Below are 16,740 nucleotides of genomic sequence, written 5' to 3' on the forward strand. Positions count from 1 at the left end.
CCATGAGCCTGCAACTGAGTTTTGCCGAAGCCAGTGCCATTGGCCCTCGGGAAGAAAACCAGGACTCCCTGCGCCTGGTGACCCCGGCGCCGGCCCTGGCCGCGAGCAAGGGGTACCTGTTCGCCATCGCCGACGGTGTGAGCCAATGCGCCGATGGCGGGCTGGCCGCCCGTTCGACCTTGCAGGCCCTGGCCCTGGACTACTATTCCACGCCGCAAACCTGGGGTGTGGCCCAAGCGCTGGACCGGCTGTTATTGGCACAGAATCGCTGGCTGCAAGCCAACGGTGGCGGGCAACCGCTGCTCACCACCGTCAGCGCGCTGGTCCTGCGGGGCCGGCGCTTCACCCTGGCCCACGTGGGCGATTGCCGGGTCTACCGCTGGCACGACAATCATCTGCAGCGGGTCAGTGAGGATCACGTCTGGGAACAACAGGGCATGCAGCACGTGCTCAAGCGTGCCCTGGGGCTGGATCAGCACCTGATCCTGGACTTCCTCGATGGCGAACTGCGCGCCGACGAGACCTTCGTACTGCTCAGCGATGGCGTCTGGGCGGTTCTGGGGGACACGGCCATCGCCGGTATCCTTCGCGACCAGCCGGACCTGGACATTGCCGCGCAAACCCTGGTCAACGCTGCGCACCTGGCCGGCAGCCAGGACAACGCCAGCGCACTGCTGGTGCGGGTCGATGCGGTGGGTGAAGCGAGCATAGGCGATGCGCTGGCCCAGTTACAGCAATGGCCCCTTCCCCCGGCATTGAAACCGGGGCAAGTGTTCGAGGGCTGGCAGATCGAAAGCCTGCTCGGCCAGAGCCAGCAATCGTTGCTCTACCGGGTACACGATGGCCAGGGCCAACCGTGGTTGCTGAAAACCTTGCCGGGGCATCTACGGGACGATACTCAGGCCGGGCAGTCGTTGCTGTCGGAAGAGTGGTTCCTCAGGCGGGTCGCCGGGAGGCAGTTTCCGGAAGTCCACGGCGTTGCCCAGCGTCAGCATTTGTACTACGTCATGCGGGAATATTCGGGCAAGACCCTGGCCGAGCTGTTCAACCAGGGCGGCCCGTTGCCTCTGCCCCAGTGGCAGGATCTGGCGCAGCGGCTGGTGCACGCGGTGGGCCTGTTGCATCGAAGACAGATCTTTCACCGCGATATCAAGCCGGAGAACCTGCACCTGGGCGAGGATGGGGAACTGCGCTTGCTGGATTTCGGCCTGGCGTACTGCCCGGGATTGTCCGAAGACCAGGCCAACGTGCTGCCCGGCACGCCCAGCTATATCGCCCCGGAAGCCTTCGGGGGTGCGCCGCCGACGGCGCAACAAGACTTGTATGCGGTCGGCGTGACTTTGTATTTCCTGCTCACCGGACACTATCCCTACGGCGAAATCGAGGCGTTCCAGCGACCGCGCTTTGGCATACCGGTCAGTGCCCATCGCTATCGACCGGACCTGGCCGAATGGCTTGGGCAAAGCCTGGAGCGTGCCGTGGCGGCGGATCCTGGGCAACGGTTTGAAACCGCCGAGGAATGGCTGTTGCTGCTGGAACAGGGTGAACGGCGCAGCTTGGGCGTCAGGCCTCGGCCGCTACTGGAAAGGGAGCCGCTGAAGGTTTGGCGCACATTGGCGCTGGTGTCTTTGGTGGTGAATCTGGTGCTGCTGTATTTAGCGTTTCATGGCTGAAACCCAGTCGCGTCTATCGCGAGCAGGCTCGCTCCCACAGGTTTTGTGTCCACCGCAGATCCAATGTGGGAGCGAGCCTGCTCGCGATGGCGGCCTGATGGTCCCTGCAACTGCGCCTGCGGGACGCTCCAATACCGGGCAACACGCTTTGATTCGGTGCAATAAATCCCGCTCCAATCCGCACAACCCGCCTCCCCTCCAATAAATCCGCGCCCTCAAGCCAGTTGGCACAACCACTGCATAACCTCTCTCACCATACATAAAGCAACGCCTCCAACGATGAGGGCGGTGCTTCCCGAGAGAACGGGACAAGGACAAAGGCGTCCTCGCTAGGCAACTAGCGGGACGCCTTTTTTTGTTTTCGTAAAAGTATCGAGCCAGTCCGAGCACCGTGATGAACCGGGCCTGAGCTTGTGGAGAACCCTGATGAAGAAACTCAAACTGGTGATGATCGGCAACGGCATGGCCGGGGTTCGAACCCTTGAAGAACTGCTCAAGCTGAGCAATGAGCTATACGACATCACGGTGTTCGGCGCCGAGCCTCATACCAACTACAACCGAATCCTGCTCTCGCCCGTGCTCGCCGGCGAGCAGACGTTTGAAGAGATCGTGCTCAACGACCTGAGCTGGTACCTGGACAACAACATCAAGCTGCTGCTCAACCGCAAGGTCGTGGAGATCGACCGAGTCAAGCGCCGGGTCATCGCCGAGGACGGCAGCGAAGCCGAATACGACCGTCTGCTGATCGCCACAGGCTCCACGCCATTCATCCTGCCGATCCCCGGCAACACCCTGGATGGCGTCATCGGCTACCGCGACATCGCCGACACCCAGGCGATGATCAACACCGCCAAGACCCACAAACACGCCGTGGTGATCGGCGGCGGGCTGCTCGGCCTGGAAGCCGCCAACGGCTTGAAACTGCGGGGCATGGACGTGACAGTGGTGCACCTGGGTGAATGGCTGCTGGAGCGTCAGCTGGACAAGACCAGCGGTCAGTTGCTGCAAACCGCCCTGGAAAATCGCGGGCTGAAATTCCGCCTGAGCGAACAAACGCAAGCCCTGCACGACGCCGGCAATGGCCGGGTCGGCTCGGTGCAATTCAAAAACGGTGACATCATCCCGGCCGATCTGGTGGTGATGGCCGCCGGTATCCGCCCCAATACCGAACTGGCGGAAAAGTCCGGCATCCCTTGCAACCGCGGGATTCTGGTCAACGACACGATGCAAACCTACGACCCGCGCATCTATGCCATCGGTGAATGCGCCAGCCACCGTGGAACCGCCTACGGCCTGGTGGCACCGCTGTTCGAGCAAGCCAAGGTCTGTGCCAACCACCTCGCGCAACTGGGCTTCGCCACCTACAAGGGGTCAGTGACCTCGACCAAACTCAAAGTCACCGGCATCGACCTGTTCTCCGCCGGGGACTTCATGGGCGGCGAAGGCACCGAGACCATCACCCTTTCCGACCCGATTGGTGGCGTCTACAAAAAACTGGTGATCAAGGATGACGTGCTGGTCGGCGCCTGTCTGTACGGCGATACGGCAGACGGTGGCTGGTATTTCCGTCAGATCCGTGAGAACCACACCATCAGCGAGATCCGCGATCACCTGATGTTTGGGGAAAACGCCCTGGGAGACGTAGGACACCAGGGCCAGGACAAAGCCATGAACATGGCCGACACCGCCGAAGTCTGCGGCTGCAACGGCGTGTGCAAGGGCACCATCGTCAAGGCGATCCAGGAGCATGGGCTGTTCAGCGTCGATGATGTGAAAAAACACACCAAGGCCGCCAGTTCCTGTGGCTCCTGCGCCGGTTTGGTGGAGCAGATCCTGATCAACACCGTGGGCGGCGCGGCGGACGTCAAACCGAAAAGCGAAAAAGCCATCTGCGGTTGCAGCGATCTCAACCATGGGCAGATTCGCCAGGCGATCCGCGACCAGCATCTGCTGACCATCGCCGCAACCATGAGCTACCTGAACTGGCGCACCCCAAACGGCTGCGCCACCTGCCGCCCGGCGCTCAACTACTACCTGATTTCCACCTGGCCCGGCGAAGCGCACGACGATCCGCAGTCGCGCCTGATCAACGAGCGTGCCCACGCCAACATCCAGAAAGATGGCACTTACTCCGTCGTCCCGCGGATGTGGGGTGGCGTGACCAATCCGTCTGAGTTGCGGCGCATTGCCGATGTGGCCGACAAATACAACGTGCCGATGGTCAAGGTCACCGGCGGCCAGCGTATCGACTTGCTAGGGATCAAAAAGCAGGATCTACCCGGAGTCTGGAAAGACCTGGACATGCCGTCCGGCCACGCTTATGGCAAATCCATCCGCACCGTAAAAACCTGCGTAGGCAGCGAATTCTGCCGTTTTGGCACGCAGAACTCCACCCAATTGGGAATCGAGCTGGAGCACGACCTCTTCAACATGTGGTCGCCCCACAAAGTGAAGCTGGCCGTTTCCGGTTGCCCCCGCAACTGCTCGGAAGCGGGCATCAAAGATGTCGGCATTATCGGCGTCGATTCCGGCTGGGAGATGTACATCGGCGGTAACGGCGGGATCAAGACTGAGGTCGCCGAATTCTTCGTCAAACTCAAGACCGCCGAAGAAGTGCGCGAATACAACGGCGCATTCCTGCAGTTGTACCGCGAAGAAGCCTTCTACCTCGAACGCACCGTGCACTACATGCAACGGGTCGGCATGGAGCACATCAAGAAAGCAGTACTTGAAGATCCGCAACGACGCAAAGCCTTGCATGACCGCCTGAAGTTCTCCCTGTCGTTGGAACAGGACCCATGGAAAGAACGCCTGGAACAGCCCCAGCTGAAGAAAGAGTTTGAAGTCATCACCGTGAAAAACCTGGAGGTACCGGCATGAACTGGCTGGATATCTGCGCACTGGAAGAGATCAACGCCCTGGGCTCGCGCATCATCAATGGCCCGAAAGGCGATATCGCGATTTTTCGTACCAGCGACGATGAGGTTTTCGCACTCGATGACCGCTGCCCGCACAAGGGTGGCCCGCTGTCCCAGGGGTTGATCTATGGCAAGCGCGTGGCCTGCCCGCTGCACAACTGGCAGATCGACCTGGAAACCGGCCAGGCTCAGGCCCCGGATGTGGGTTGCGCTCATCATCATGCGGCGCGGGTCGAAAACGGCCGGGTGATGCTGGCATTGCGGGAAGCAAGCTGATGAGCCGTCAAACCACCGCCTCGACCTGCTGTTATTGCGGGGTCGGTTGCGGCGTGCTGATCGAACATGACGACGAGCGTATCCTCGGCGTCAGTGGCGATCCCGCTCACCCGGCCAACTTTGGCAAACTGTGCAGCAAGGGTTCGACCCTGCACCTGACCGGCGACCTCGCCGCGCGCGCCTTGTATCCCGAACTGCGCTTGGGCAAGGGCCTGTCCCGCGCCCGCACCGATTGGGACAGCGCGCTGGATCACGCGGCCAGCATCTTCGCCGATACCATCGCCGAACACGGCCCCGACAGCGTGGCGTTCTACATCTCCGGGCAACTGCTGACCGAGGACTACTACGCCTTCAACAAACTCGCCCGGGCACTGGTGGGCACCAACAACATCGACAGCAATTCCCGGCTGTGCATGTCCTCGGCGGTGGTGGGTTACAAGCGCAGCCTCGGTGCCGACGCCCCGCCCTGCAGCTATGAAGACCTGGAGCTGAGCGACTGTGTGATGATTGTCGGCAGTAACATGGCCTACGCCCATCCGATCCTGTTTCGCCGCCTCGAGGACGCCAAGTCCCGCCGACCACAGATGAAAATCATCGTCATCGACCCACGGCGTACCGACACCTGCGACCTTGCCGACCTGCATCTGGCGATCCTGCCGGGCACCGATGTCGCCTTGTTCCATGGGATTTTGCACCTGTTGTTGTGGGAAGACTGGGTCGACCGCGGCTTCATCAAGGCCCACACCGAAGGCCTGGCGGACCTCAAGAACCTGGTGCGCGACTACACCCCGGCCATGGTCGCCCAGATCTGCGGCATCAGCGTCGAGCAACTGCACCAGTGCGCCGAATGGGTCGGCACGTCGCCCAGCTTCCTGTCGTTGTGGTGCATGGGCTTGAATCAGTCCACCGCCGGCAGTGCGAAGAACAGCGCGTTGATCAACCTGCACCTGGCCACCGGCCAAATCGGCCGGCCGGGCGCCGGGCCCTTCTCGCTGACCGGTCAGCCCAATGCCATGGGCGGTCGGGAAACCGGTAGCTTGTCGAACCTGCTGCCGGGTCATCGCGACGCCGCCAACGCCGAACATCGCGCCGAAGTCGCTCGCTACTGGGGTGTTGAGCAATTGCCCGCGACCACGGGTTTGAGCGCCATCGAACTGTTCGAACAGGTTCGCAGTGGCAAGATCAAGGCACTGTGGATTGCCTGCACCAACCCCGCGCAGTCGATGCCTGACCAGACGGCGGTCCGGGAAGCCCTGCAAGCCTGTCCATTCGTGGTGCTGCAAGAGGCCTTCCGGACCACCGAAACCGCCGCGTTTGCCGACCTGCTGCTGCCAGCGGCCAGTTGGGGCGAGAAAGAAGGGTCGGTGACCAATTCTGAACGGCGTATTTCCCACGTCCGCCGGGCGATTGCCGCACCGGGTGAGGCACGGCCGGACTGGGCAATTACCGTGGATTTCGCCCAACGCCTGGAGAAACGCCTGCGCCCGGGTCAACCCAGCCTGTTCGCCTTTGAAACCCCGGCCCAGTTGTTCGATGAATACAAGCAACTGACCCGTGGCCGCGACCTGGACTTGTCCGGTATCAGCCATGCCCTGATCGATCAACTCGGTCCTCAGCAATGGCCCTTCCCGCAAGGCGCCAGCAGCGGAACACCGCGCCTGTATCTGGACGGGATTTTTCCTACCGACAATGGCCGCGCGCGGTTTGTCGCAGAACCGTATCGCGCCGCCAAAGAGTTGCGCGACGCCCGCTACCCATTGACCCTCAACACGGGTCGCCTGCGGGACCAATGGCATGGCATGAGCCGCACCGGCACCGCCGCGCAATTGTTCGGTCATGTGAACGAAGCCGTGCTCAGCCTGCACCCTGACGAACTGCTTCGCCATCGGCTGCAAGCCGGTGACCTGGTCAGCCTCAAGAGCCGTCGTGGCGCCGTGATCGTGGCGGTGGACAGCGACGACAGCGTGCGCCCCGGGCAGGCGTTTCTGCCCATGCACTGGGGCGATCGCTTTCTCAAGGGTGGGGTCAATACCCTGACTCAACCGGCCTTCGACCCCCTGTCAAAACAGCCGGAACTCAAACACAGCGGCGTGCGCCTGGAACCGGTGAACCTGCCCTGGCAGCTTTTCGCCCTGGTCGAAGGCGATGTTCAACAGCACTTGGAGACTTTGCGACCACTGTGTGAGGCGTTTGCCTACGTCAGCCTGAGCCTGACTGGGCGCGAACGTCCCGCGTTGCTGATTCGCGCGGCCAGCGCCGTCGCCCCCGAACCGCAGTTGCTGCAGGCGATCGACGAGCAATTGGGGCTGATCGAAGGGCCGGTGCTGGCCTATGACGACCCGCGTCGTTCCATCGGTAAACGGGTGCGAATCGAGAACGGTCGCATCACCGCCATTCGCCTGGCCGGCGAAACCCTGGCCCGCCACTGGCTGCAAAACCTCTGGCTGGAAGGCCGCGCCGATGAGCAGTTGCGGCGCTGGCTGCTGGCGCCTTTGAGCGCCCCACCAGGCAATGCCGGCGCCGCCGTTGGCGGCAGCAAAACACTGTGCAACTGCATGAACGTCAGCCAGCGTGCGATCTGCGCCGGCATTGAACGTGGCCTGGACTTGCAGGGGCTGAAACAGGAACTGGGCTGCGGCACGCAATGCGGCTCCTGTGTACCGGAAATCAAACGCCTGCTGGTTGCCACCGCGCAACCGGTGGCCGCTGTCTCGTGAGGAAAACACTATGAACGCAAAAGTCTGGCTGGTGGGTGCAGGTCCTGGCGACCCTGAATTGCTGACCCTCAAAGCCGTGCGCGCCTTGGGCGAAGCCGACGTGGTGTTGATCGACGATCTGGTCAACGATGCGGTGCTGGAGCACTGCCCTGGCGCGCGGATCATCGCCGTCGGCAAGCGCGGCGGATGCCGTTCCACGCCACAGGCTTTTATCCATCGGCTGATGCTGCGTTATGCCCGTCAGGGCAAATGCGTGGTACGCCTCAAGGGCGGCGACCCGTGCATCTTCGGCCGGGGCGGCGAAGAGGCGCAGTGGCTGCGCGAGCATGGCGTCGAAGTGGAACTGGTCAATGGCATTACGGCCGGCCTCGCGGGTGCGACGCAATGTGATATTCCGCCGACGCTGCGTGGGATTGCCCGGGGCGTGACGCTGGTCACCGCCCACACCCAGGACGGTAGCAGCCTGAACTGGCAAGCCCTGGCACAAAGCGGGACCACCTTGGTGGTGTACATGGGGGTGGCGAAACTGAGCGAGATCCGCGAGCAACTGCTGGCCGGAGGCCTGGCGGCGGACACGCCGGTGGCGATGATTGAAAATGCCTCTCTGCCCCATCAGCGCGACTGTCGCAGTGACCTGACCTCGATGGAGGCCGATGCAGGCGCATTTCAACTCAAGAGCCCGGCGATCCTGGTGATTGGCGAGGTGGCCAGAGCTGCTGAGCTGGCAGGCGCGCAACCGGCCTGGGTCCAGGCTTCGGCGCTATAGCACAGACACCAGCAAACCTGTGGGAGCGAGCCTGCTCGCGATGGCGGTGGATCAGCAACATTGATGCTGACTGACACACCGCCATCGCGAGCAGGCTCGCTCCCACAGTTTTTTGTGTTTCTCCAGCCCCGCCCCTGATTTTCATAAATCGCAGGCAAAGAAAAGCCCGGCCTAAGCCGGGCTTTTCCAAAGCTGTGGGCTAATTACTTAGCTTCGGCTTCAACCTGCGCTTCTACGCGACGGTTAACAGCACGGCCAGCGTCAGTAGCGTTGTCGGCAACTGGGCGGGATTCGCCGTAGCCAACAGACTGAACGCGGGACGATTCAACACCGTACTGGTTGGTCAGGACTTGCTTAACGGCGTTTGCACGACGCTCGGACAGAGCCTGGTTGTAAGCGTCAGGACCGACGGAGTCAGTGTGACCTTCAACAGTAGTGGTGGTGGATGGGTACTGCTTCATGAAATCAGCCAGGTTCTTGATGTCGCCGTAGCTGTTATCTTTAACGACCGCCTTGTCGAAGTCGAACTTGACGTCCAGCTCAACACGTACGACTTCAGCAACAGCTGGGCAGCCATCAGCGTCAACGGTTACGTTGGCTGGGGTGTCAGGGCACTTGTCGACGTTGTCGCACACGCCATCGTTGTCGCTGTCGGAGCAGACTTCAGCCGGAGCTGGAACTGGAGCAGCAGCAGGCTTGGAGCCGCCACCGAAGTTCACACCGATACCGACGCTTGGAGCCCACTCGGTGTCGCCCTGGTCGATGTTGTACTGAGCTTCAACGCCGGCACGGGCGTAGAAGTTGTCAGTGAAGTACAGCTTGGCACCGCCGCCAACGTTGGCGAAGGTGGAGCCGTTGCGACCGCTACGGCCGTTCTGACCGATGCTCTGATCGGAGAAACCAGCCGATACGTAAGGACGCAGCATGTCGCCTGGGTTGTTGAAGTGGTACAGAGCGTCCAGAGCGGTGTTGGAGCCCTTGATGTTACGACCGTCTTCGGCACGTGCGTTGTGCACTTCGTCGTAGGCCAGACGCAGTTCTACGTCGTCGGTCAGGAAGTAACCAATCGAGCCGCCGAACAGGTTGCCGTTGTTCTTGAAGTCGCGAGCGCTGTCGAACATTTCTTTCTTGGCGAAGCCTTCGATTTCAACTGCGCCTTGGCCTTGTGCCAGAGCGCCGAACGAAGTGGCAGCAATCAAAGAACCAATGGCAAAGCCCAAGGTGTTTTTCAGTTTCATCCGTTAAATCCCCATCTGGTGATTGTAAAGCAGTCCCGCAAACCGGGGGACAACTCGGCGACAAGTCTATCAGAACTTGCCTACACGTAAGAGATATTTGCGCCGAACTAAGTTTCAGCAATACCCGCAAATTTCTCACGCAATTTATCAAGAGCGCGCTTGTAACGCATTTTTGTCGCGCTCAACCCCATGTGCATTATGTCTGCGATCTCTTGGAATTCCAGCTCTGCGACAAATCGTAGCACCAGAATTTCCCGGTCGATCGGGTTCACATGGACAAGCCAGCGATCCAGCCCACCCTTTTCCTCTGGTTTGGGCGCCTTTTCTTCAGACGCTTCCTCCAGAGGATCCAGGCTCAAAGCATCCATCAAGCGACGCTTTCGCCGTTCCTTGCGGTACTGCGTGATGCATTCGTTGTACGTGATGCTATAGAGCCATGTCTTGAACTTCGATTTCCCCTCGAAGTTCTTCAGACCATACAGCACCTTCAACATCACCTCCTGACAGACATCGTCAGCATCACGATCGTTCCCCAGATAACGCGCACAAACGTTAAATAATGTTCTCTGGTAACGGCGCATCAATTCTTCGTAAGCACGCGTTACGTGGAAAAGTTCCGTATGCGCGCGCGCGACCAACTCCTCATCGGAGAGATCACGGGGGTCGTAGCGCGTGGATAGCGATTGGGGTTTGTTCAAAACAAGTCGGGCCGACAGTCTAGGTCAATGTGCGCCGCAGCCTGCGTTAACGGGCATTTTGCGGCGGCATACATTAGCAGGGTTTGCCGGGTTAGCGGCTACTCACATGCTGTTCCAGTAGGATCCGATTGGAGAGCGATACCAATTCACCCTCCTCGGTCAGCAATGTGGTCTTCACCGTGCCGATCTCTTCGATCTGGCCTTCGACCTCGCCAACACGCACTTGTTGCCCAACCTCATACAATTCACGCACATAGATTCCCGCAAGAATCTGGCCGGCGATTTCCCGGCTTCCCAACCCCATTGCCAGCGCAACCGCCAGACCAACGGTAATCAATACGATGACGATCACATGGTTGAGCAGGTCAGTCTTGACCTCCAACTGGCTGATCGCGACCGAAATACTGATGATGATCACCAGGCCCTGGGCAATTCGCCCCAAGCCCTGGGCGTAGTCAAGCCCGACACCTTCGGCCGCGCCGCGCACCAGCCCGTTGGCCAATTGCGCCAGCAGAACGCCCACCAGCAATACCAGCGCGGCACCGAAAACCTTCGGCAAATACAGCGCAAGCATATCGAGCGTAGCTGAAACTCGCTCAAGGCCCAGGGATTCAGCGGCAGAAACCAGGAAAATCAGCAGAACGAACCAGTAGACGATCTTGCCGACCAAGGTCGAGATCGGAACCTGAATGCCACCGCGCGACAGCAGCTTGGTCAGGCCGGTGCCGCCCATCAGGCGGTCGAGCCCCAATTTGGCGAGCAGTTTTGAAAGCAGGGTGTCCAGCAGCTTGGCCACCACGAACCCCAACAACAGCACCACCAGGGCGCCGAAGAGGTTGGGGATGAAATTAGCCACCTTGGTCCACAACGCGGTCATTGCCGTGACGAGGCTCTGGGTCCAGAGATCAAGTTCCATATTCAATCAGCCTTATCAGCGGTGCGAGTAACAGGTTTACGACGGGAAACCGGCGAAACGTGGGCCGACCCGTTATTCAGGGCGATCATCAGCGCGGGCAACCAGCGGCCCAGCAGGCTGAACAGATCGCCGGCGCCAACCTGGCGGTTGGCGGTTTTCAGTACACGTCCCAGGCATGCATCGTCGTCCCGGCTGGACGGCGAAGCCTTGAGCATGTCGCGCAAAGACTGTTCAAACGGATCGTGCATACGCACCTCTCGTGATGTCTGTGAAAGACGCGATCAAATTTCGGCAGGTCACATGGCGCCCCGTCAAACCCAGCGCAAACGGCGGAACAGCCACCACTGACCGAGGGCCACGCCGACCATCAACAGGCATGCAACCAGGAAGCCATAAGGGCTTTCGGAGAACGGAATACCGCCGACGTTGATGCCCAAAAGACCGGTGAGAAAACTCATCGGCAGAAAAATCCCGGTGATGATGCCGAAGCGGTACATGGTGCGATTCATACGCACCGACAGACGCCGGTCCTCGGCCTCCAGCACAAGCCCCACGCGCTCTCGGGTCAATTCCAGCTCTTCGAGGTAGCGGGTCAGGCTGTTGTTCAATTCATTCCAGTAATCGCCATCATCCTCGACAAACCACGGCAGTTTGAGCCGTGTCATCTGGCCGAAAATATCCCGCTGGGGGGCCAGGAACCGCTTCAGCCCGGCCGCCCTTCTGCGAATGTGCAAAATGGCATCATGCTCGGGGGTATACCGTTCGTCGGTATCAATCTTTTCTTCTTCGCTATCGACGATTTCCGAGAGCTGGGTGACCAGATCCTGCACCTTGTTGGTCAGGTACTGCGCCATATAAAGGATGAGTTCCGACGCAGTCCTTGGCCCCTCGCCCTCGGCCAGTTGCGTCAACAGTTCATCGGTGGCGCGCAACGGACGCAGGCGCAGGGAGATCACTCGCTGGGGGGACGCGAAGATCCGCACCGACACCATGTCCTCCGGTTCTGCGCCCGGATTGAGGTTGACGCCGCGCAGAAACAGCAGCAGTTCGGCGTTGGGCAGCGGCAACAGGCGCGGCCGGGTGTTCTCCTCCAGCAGCAGGTCGCAGTTGAATTCGCTCAGGCCACTGGACTTGCGCAGCCAGGTGTGGGTTTGCGGATGACTGCGATCCCAGTGTAGCCACAAGCTTTCGTGGGCCTGTAACTGCAAATCGTCGAGTTCTGTCCGGGCTATCGAACGCGCGCCACCATTACCGTCCAGCACCAGGGCATGCACCAGCCCCCATTGCGCGTTTTCTTCCTCGAACATCCTCATCCCTTATGGCTTTGACGCTTCATTCAGGCATTTTCAGCGGGCTGGGCGACACAATCACGCCGTTGTTGTCCGCATAGACATACTCGCCTGGACGAAACGTCACGCCGGCAAAGGTCACCGCGACATTGAGATCGCCGATGCCACGCTTGTCGGTTTTCATCGGATGGCTGGCCAGGGCCTGGACACCAAGGTCTGTCTGGGCAATGACGTCGACGTCGCGGATGCAACCGTAAATCACCAGCCCTTCCCAGCCGTTTTTCGCGGCTTTTTCGGCCAGCATGTCACCCAGCAATGCCCGGCGCAGTGAGCCGCCGCCATCGACCACCAACACTTTGCCGTTGCCCTTGAGTTCCACCTGCTCCTTGACCAGGGAGTTGTCCTCGAAGCACTTGATGGTCACGATTTCGCCACCGAAGGAATCGCGGCCACCGAAATTGCTGAACATCGGCTCCAACACTTGCACCAACTCCGGGTAGGCGTCGCACAGGTCGGGCGTGAGGTAATGGTTCATTGAACAACTCCTGTAAAGGCTGGAACGTCAGGCTGAGTGAGCAACCGTTTGTGACCGGAACCGCGTATCGCGTCATATCTTAGCCGCAAGCCGACAAGAGCGAAATGCCCTTGTCAGAGCCTTCGCTTCAAACCGCTTCGGCCAGCCTGGATGGATCCGCCAGTAGCGGTGCATGCTGATCTGCCAGCCAACGCGCCACCAACGGCCAGACCTCAGCATGGGCCGCTTTGCTGACCAGCATCTCGACATGGCCGAAATCGTCGGTAAAGCCCTGCTCCCGGCCCAGGCAGACAAACTGCTTGTGCGCAGAGCCGACCTGCTCGAAGAGTTTGCGGCAAGCCCAGGTCGGATCCTGCTGGTCGCCGGCCGCGCTCACCGCCAGTATCGGCACCTGCACATCGGCCAGCCCCGCCCACCAGTTCTTCTGCGCATCACCAAAACGCCCGAACAGGCCATACCAGCGCATGCTCTCCAGCGCCAGGCCGATGGGCTCGTCCTCCGGGCCGCGCTTGAGCCGCGAACCGGACAACTGGGCAAAACGCTTGAGAATGAAACGTCCGCTCCATTCCACCGGCGGGATCTTCAGCGGCCAATAGGTGCGGCTGACCTGGGTGCCAAAAAACGCCGCCGAAGCCACCGCCGGCTCGCCCAGATAGTGACCGCCCAACGCCGCCGCCAGGGTGATGCCGCCCAAAGAGTGGCCGATCCAGTGTGGCACCTGTCCGCTCTGCTCACGCACAAAAGCACCGATGGCCGGCAGGTCGTAACGAGCGTAATCGGCCACGCGGTTCTTGCGGTAGTCGTGATTGCGCTGGGACAGGCCATGACCGCGCATTTCGGGAATCCACACGTCAAAGCCCAGCCGCGCAAGATAGGCCCCCAGTCCCAGGCCCTTGGGCGAATACCAGAAGCGCCGGTTGGAAAAACTGCCGTGCAGCAGGATCACGGGAACGCCGCGAACCTCGCTGCCGTCGGCCATGCCCAGTCGGGTGACGGCCAGTTCAACGCTGTAGTCCGGGCTGTTGCCGGGCTTCAGACGATAGACGTCTTCGCTCAGATCACCACGCCGCTCGGCGCTGATCAGGGCGACAGGAAAAAGGTTGCTGCTGCTTTGCATAATGCTCTTGCACAAAAAAGGGCGGCATCCGCCTGGAGCCCGCCCTACTTCAATCAAAAGGGGCTGCCGCGCAACCTGTGGGAGCGAGCCTGCTCGCGATGGCGGTGGATCAGCAAATCAACGTTGACTGACACTCCGCCATCGCGAGCAGGCTCGCTCCCACAAGGGCTGCGCTCACCGACTGACATCAGCCGGTGAGGCCCCTTCACTCGATCAGACCGCAGCCTGACCTTCAGCCAGGAAGAACCAGGTCTCCAGCACGGAGTCGGGGTTCAACGAAACGCTTTCGATGCCCTGCTCCATCAGCCACTTGGCCAGATCCGGGTGGTCCGAAGGGCCCTGACCGCAGATGCCGATGTACTTGCCGGCCTTGTTGCAGGCGGCAATGGCATTGGCCAGCAGCTTTTTGACCGCCGGGTTCCGCTCGTCGAACAGGTGCGCGATGATGCCGGAGTCACGGTCCAGGCCCAGGGTCAGCTGGGTCAGGTCGTTGGAGCCGATGGAGAAACCGTCGAAGAATTCAAGGAATTCTTCAGCGAGGATCGCGTTGGACGGCAGCTCGCACATCATGATCACGCGCAGGCCGTTGTCACCACGGGCCAGGCCGTTTTCCGCCAACAGATCGACAACCTGGCTCGCTTCGCCCAGGGTGCGCACGAACGGCACCATGATCTCGACGTTGGTCAGGCCCATCTCGTTGCGCACACGCTTGAGGGCGCGGCACTCGAGTTCGAAGCAGTCACGGAACGATTCGCTGATGTAACGCGAAGCGCCTCGGAAGCCCAGCATCGGGTTTTCTTCTTCCGGCTCGTAGAGCTTGCCGCCAATCAGGTTGGCGTATTCGTTGGACTTGAAGTCCGACAGGCGCACGATGACCTTTTTCGGCCAGAACGCAGCCGCCAGGGTGCTGATGCCCTCCACCAGTTTCTCGACGTAGAAACCGACCGGATCGTTGTAACCGGCAATGCGCTTGTCGACGCTGTCCTTGATCTCCGGCGGCAAGCCGTCGTAGTTCAGCAACGCCTTGGGGTGCACGCCAATCATGCGGTTGATGATGAATTCCAGGCGGGCCAGGCCCACACCCGCGTTCGGCAGTTGCGCGAAGTCGAAGGCGCGATCCGGGTTGCCGACGTTCATCATGATCTTGAACGGCAGGTCCGGCATGGCGTCCACGGAGTTCTTCTTGATGTCGAAGCCCAGTTCGCCTTCGAAGATATAGCCGGTATCGCCTTCGGCGCAGGACACGGTGACGCCCTGGCCGTCCTTGAGCAACTGAGTGGCGTTGCCGCAACCGACCACAGCCGGAATGCCCAGTTCACGGGCGATGATCGCCGCGTGGCAGGTACGTCCGCCGCGGTTGGTGACGATGGCGCTGGCGCGCTTCATCACCGGTTCCCAATCCGGGTCGGTCATGTCGGAAACCAGCACATCGCCGGCCTGGACCTTATCCATCTCCGAGACGTCCTTGATGATCCGCACCTTGCCGGCGCCGATGCGCTGGCCGATGGCACGGCCTTCCACCAGCACGGTGCCGGTTTCCTTGAGCAGGTAACGCTCCATGACATTGGCCTGGGTACGGCTCTTCACGGTTTCCGGACGGGCCTGCACGATATACAGCTTGCCGTCGTCACCGTCCTTGGCCCATTCGATGTCCATCGGGCACTTGTAGTGCTTCTCGATGATCATCGCCTGCTTGGCCAGCTCGCTGACTTCGGCGTCGCTCAGGCAGAAGCGCGCGCGCTCGGCCTTGTCCACGTCGACGGTCTTGACCGAACGACCGGCCTTGGCTTCGTCGCCGTAAATCATTTTGATGGCCTTGCTGCCCAGGTTACGGCGCAGGATGGCCGGACGACCGGCTTCCAGTGTGCCTTTATGGACATAGAACTCATCCGGGTTCACCGCGCCTTGTACGACGGTTTCACCCAGGCCGTAGGCGCCAGTGATGAACACCACGTCACGGAAACCCGACTCGGTGTCGAGGGTGAACATTACCCCGGCGGTGCCGGTTTCGGAGCGGACCATGCGCTGCACACCGGCAGACAGGGCGACCAGTTTGTGGTCGAAGCCCTGATGCACACGGTAGGAAATGGCACGGTCATTGAAAAGGGAAGCGAAGACTTCCTTGGCGGCACGGATGACGTTTTCCACGCCACGGATATTCAGGAAGGTTTCCTGCTGGCCGGCGAAGGAGGCATCCGGCAGGTCTTCGGCGGTGGCCGAGGAGCGCACGGCGACGGCAACGTCGGGATTGCCTTCGGACAGTTTGGCGAAGGCGGTGCGAATTTCGGCGTTCAGCTTCTCGGGAAACTCGGCTTCCATGATCCATTGGCGGATCTGGGCGCCGGTCTTGGCCAAGGCGTTGACGTCATCGACGTCCAGGGCATCGAGCGCGTCGTGGATCTGTTTGTTCAGGCCGCTCAGTTCCAGAAAGTCACGATAAGCCTGAGCCGTCGTGGCGAAGCCACCTGGCACCGATACGCCGGCACCGGCGAGGTTACTGATCATCTCGCCCAGGGATGCGTTCTTGCCCCCCACATGCTCTACATCATGGACGCCGAGCTTATCGAGGGAAACTACGTACTCTACCAAGGTGATCT

The 16,740-nt window shown here is 60.8% G+C and carries 13 protein-coding genes; 5 read left to right on the forward strand and 8 right to left on the reverse strand.

From position 1 onward, the window contains the following. Positions 1 to 2: 2 nt before the first annotated feature. From HQ912_RS19035 to cobA, 5 genes are all read left to right on the forward strand, one after another. The gene (locus HQ912_RS19035) at positions 3 to 1,673 is read left to right on the forward strand and encodes a bifunctional protein-serine/threonine kinase/phosphatase (RefSeq protein WP_173407161.1); all 1,671 of its coding nucleotides are present in this window, start codon (positions 3 to 5) and stop codon (positions 1,671 to 1,673) included. Between the two features lie 426 nt (positions 1,674 to 2,099). Further along, complete coding sequence (gene nirB, locus HQ912_RS19040) at positions 2,100 to 4,553, forward strand: nitrite reductase large subunit NirB (protein ID WP_047227149.1); 2,454 nt, start codon at positions 2,100 to 2,102, stop codon at positions 4,551 to 4,553. Beyond that, on the forward strand, positions 4,550 to 4,867 hold the full coding sequence (nirD, locus tag HQ912_RS19045) for a nitrite reductase small subunit NirD (RefSeq protein ID WP_047227148.1): 318 nt from the start codon (positions 4,550 to 4,552) through the stop codon (positions 4,865 to 4,867). Before nirB ends, nirD begins: the two co-directional genes overlap by 4 nt. Then, positions 4,867 to 7,584 (forward strand): nitrate reductase, encoded by a 2,718-nt coding sequence (locus HQ912_RS19050; RefSeq protein ID WP_107322191.1) that lies wholly within the window; start codon positions 4,867 to 4,869, stop codon positions 7,582 to 7,584. Before nirD ends, HQ912_RS19050 begins: the two co-directional genes overlap by 1 nt. Positions 7,585 to 7,594: 10 nt before the next feature. Beyond that, complete coding sequence (gene cobA / locus HQ912_RS19055) at positions 7,595 to 8,350, forward strand: uroporphyrinogen-III C-methyltransferase (RefSeq protein ID WP_173407162.1); 756 nt, start codon at positions 7,595 to 7,597, stop codon at positions 8,348 to 8,350. A gap of 203 nt (positions 8,351 to 8,553) precedes the next feature. Here cobA and HQ912_RS19060 read toward each other — a convergent pair whose 3' ends face one another. The 8 genes from HQ912_RS19060 to ppsA all read right to left on the reverse strand — a co-directional run bounded on the left by HQ912_RS19060 (position 8,554) and on the right by ppsA (position 16,732). Further along, the gene (locus tag HQ912_RS19060; RefSeq protein ID WP_047227145.1) at positions 8,554 to 9,588 is read right to left on the reverse strand and encodes an OmpA family protein; all 1,035 of its coding nucleotides are present in this window, start codon (positions 9,586 to 9,588) and stop codon (positions 8,554 to 8,556) included. A 107-nt stretch (positions 9,589 to 9,695) separates the two neighbouring features. Continuing rightward, complete coding sequence (sigX, locus tag HQ912_RS19065) at positions 9,696 to 10,286, reverse strand: RNA polymerase sigma factor SigX (RefSeq protein ID WP_042729583.1); 591 nt, start codon at positions 10,284 to 10,286, stop codon at positions 9,696 to 9,698. 91 nt (positions 10,287 to 10,377) lie between these two features. Further along, the gene (locus HQ912_RS19070; RefSeq protein WP_047227144.1) at positions 10,378 to 11,202 is read right to left on the reverse strand and encodes a mechanosensitive ion channel family protein; all 825 of its coding nucleotides are present in this window, start codon (positions 11,200 to 11,202) and stop codon (positions 10,378 to 10,380) included. Positions 11,203 to 11,204: 2 nt separating this feature from the next. Further along, a complete protein-coding gene (locus HQ912_RS19075) occupies positions 11,205 to 11,450 on the reverse strand; it encodes a hypothetical protein (protein WP_014337331.1) in 246 nt (81 codons plus the stop codon). A gap of 63 nt (positions 11,451 to 11,513) precedes the next feature. Continuing rightward, complete coding sequence (locus HQ912_RS19080; RefSeq protein WP_047227143.1) at positions 11,514 to 12,509, reverse strand: zinc transporter ZntB; 996 nt, start codon at positions 12,507 to 12,509, stop codon at positions 11,514 to 11,516. Between the two features lie 25 nt (positions 12,510 to 12,534). Continuing rightward, the gene (gene rraA / locus HQ912_RS19085) at positions 12,535 to 13,026 is read right to left on the reverse strand and encodes a ribonuclease E activity regulator RraA (RefSeq protein WP_047227142.1); all 492 of its coding nucleotides are present in this window, start codon (positions 13,024 to 13,026) and stop codon (positions 12,535 to 12,537) included. 127 nt (positions 13,027 to 13,153) lie between these two features. After that, positions 13,154 to 14,143, reverse strand: coding sequence for an alpha/beta fold hydrolase (locus HQ912_RS19090; RefSeq protein ID WP_047227141.1), 990 nt, complete (start codon positions 14,141 to 14,143; stop codon positions 13,154 to 13,156). Between the two features lie 213 nt (positions 14,144 to 14,356). Next, the gene (gene ppsA, locus HQ912_RS19095) at positions 14,357 to 16,732 is read right to left on the reverse strand and encodes a phosphoenolpyruvate synthase (protein ID WP_047227140.1); all 2,376 of its coding nucleotides are present in this window, start codon (positions 16,730 to 16,732) and stop codon (positions 14,357 to 14,359) included. Positions 16,733 to 16,740: the final 8 nt, after the last annotated feature.

Origin of the sequence: Pseudomonas sp. MPDS (genome assembly GCF_013283895.1) — a bacterium.
GTDB lineage: Bacteria > Pseudomonadota > Gammaproteobacteria > Pseudomonadales > Pseudomonadaceae > Aquipseudomonas > Aquipseudomonas rhizophila.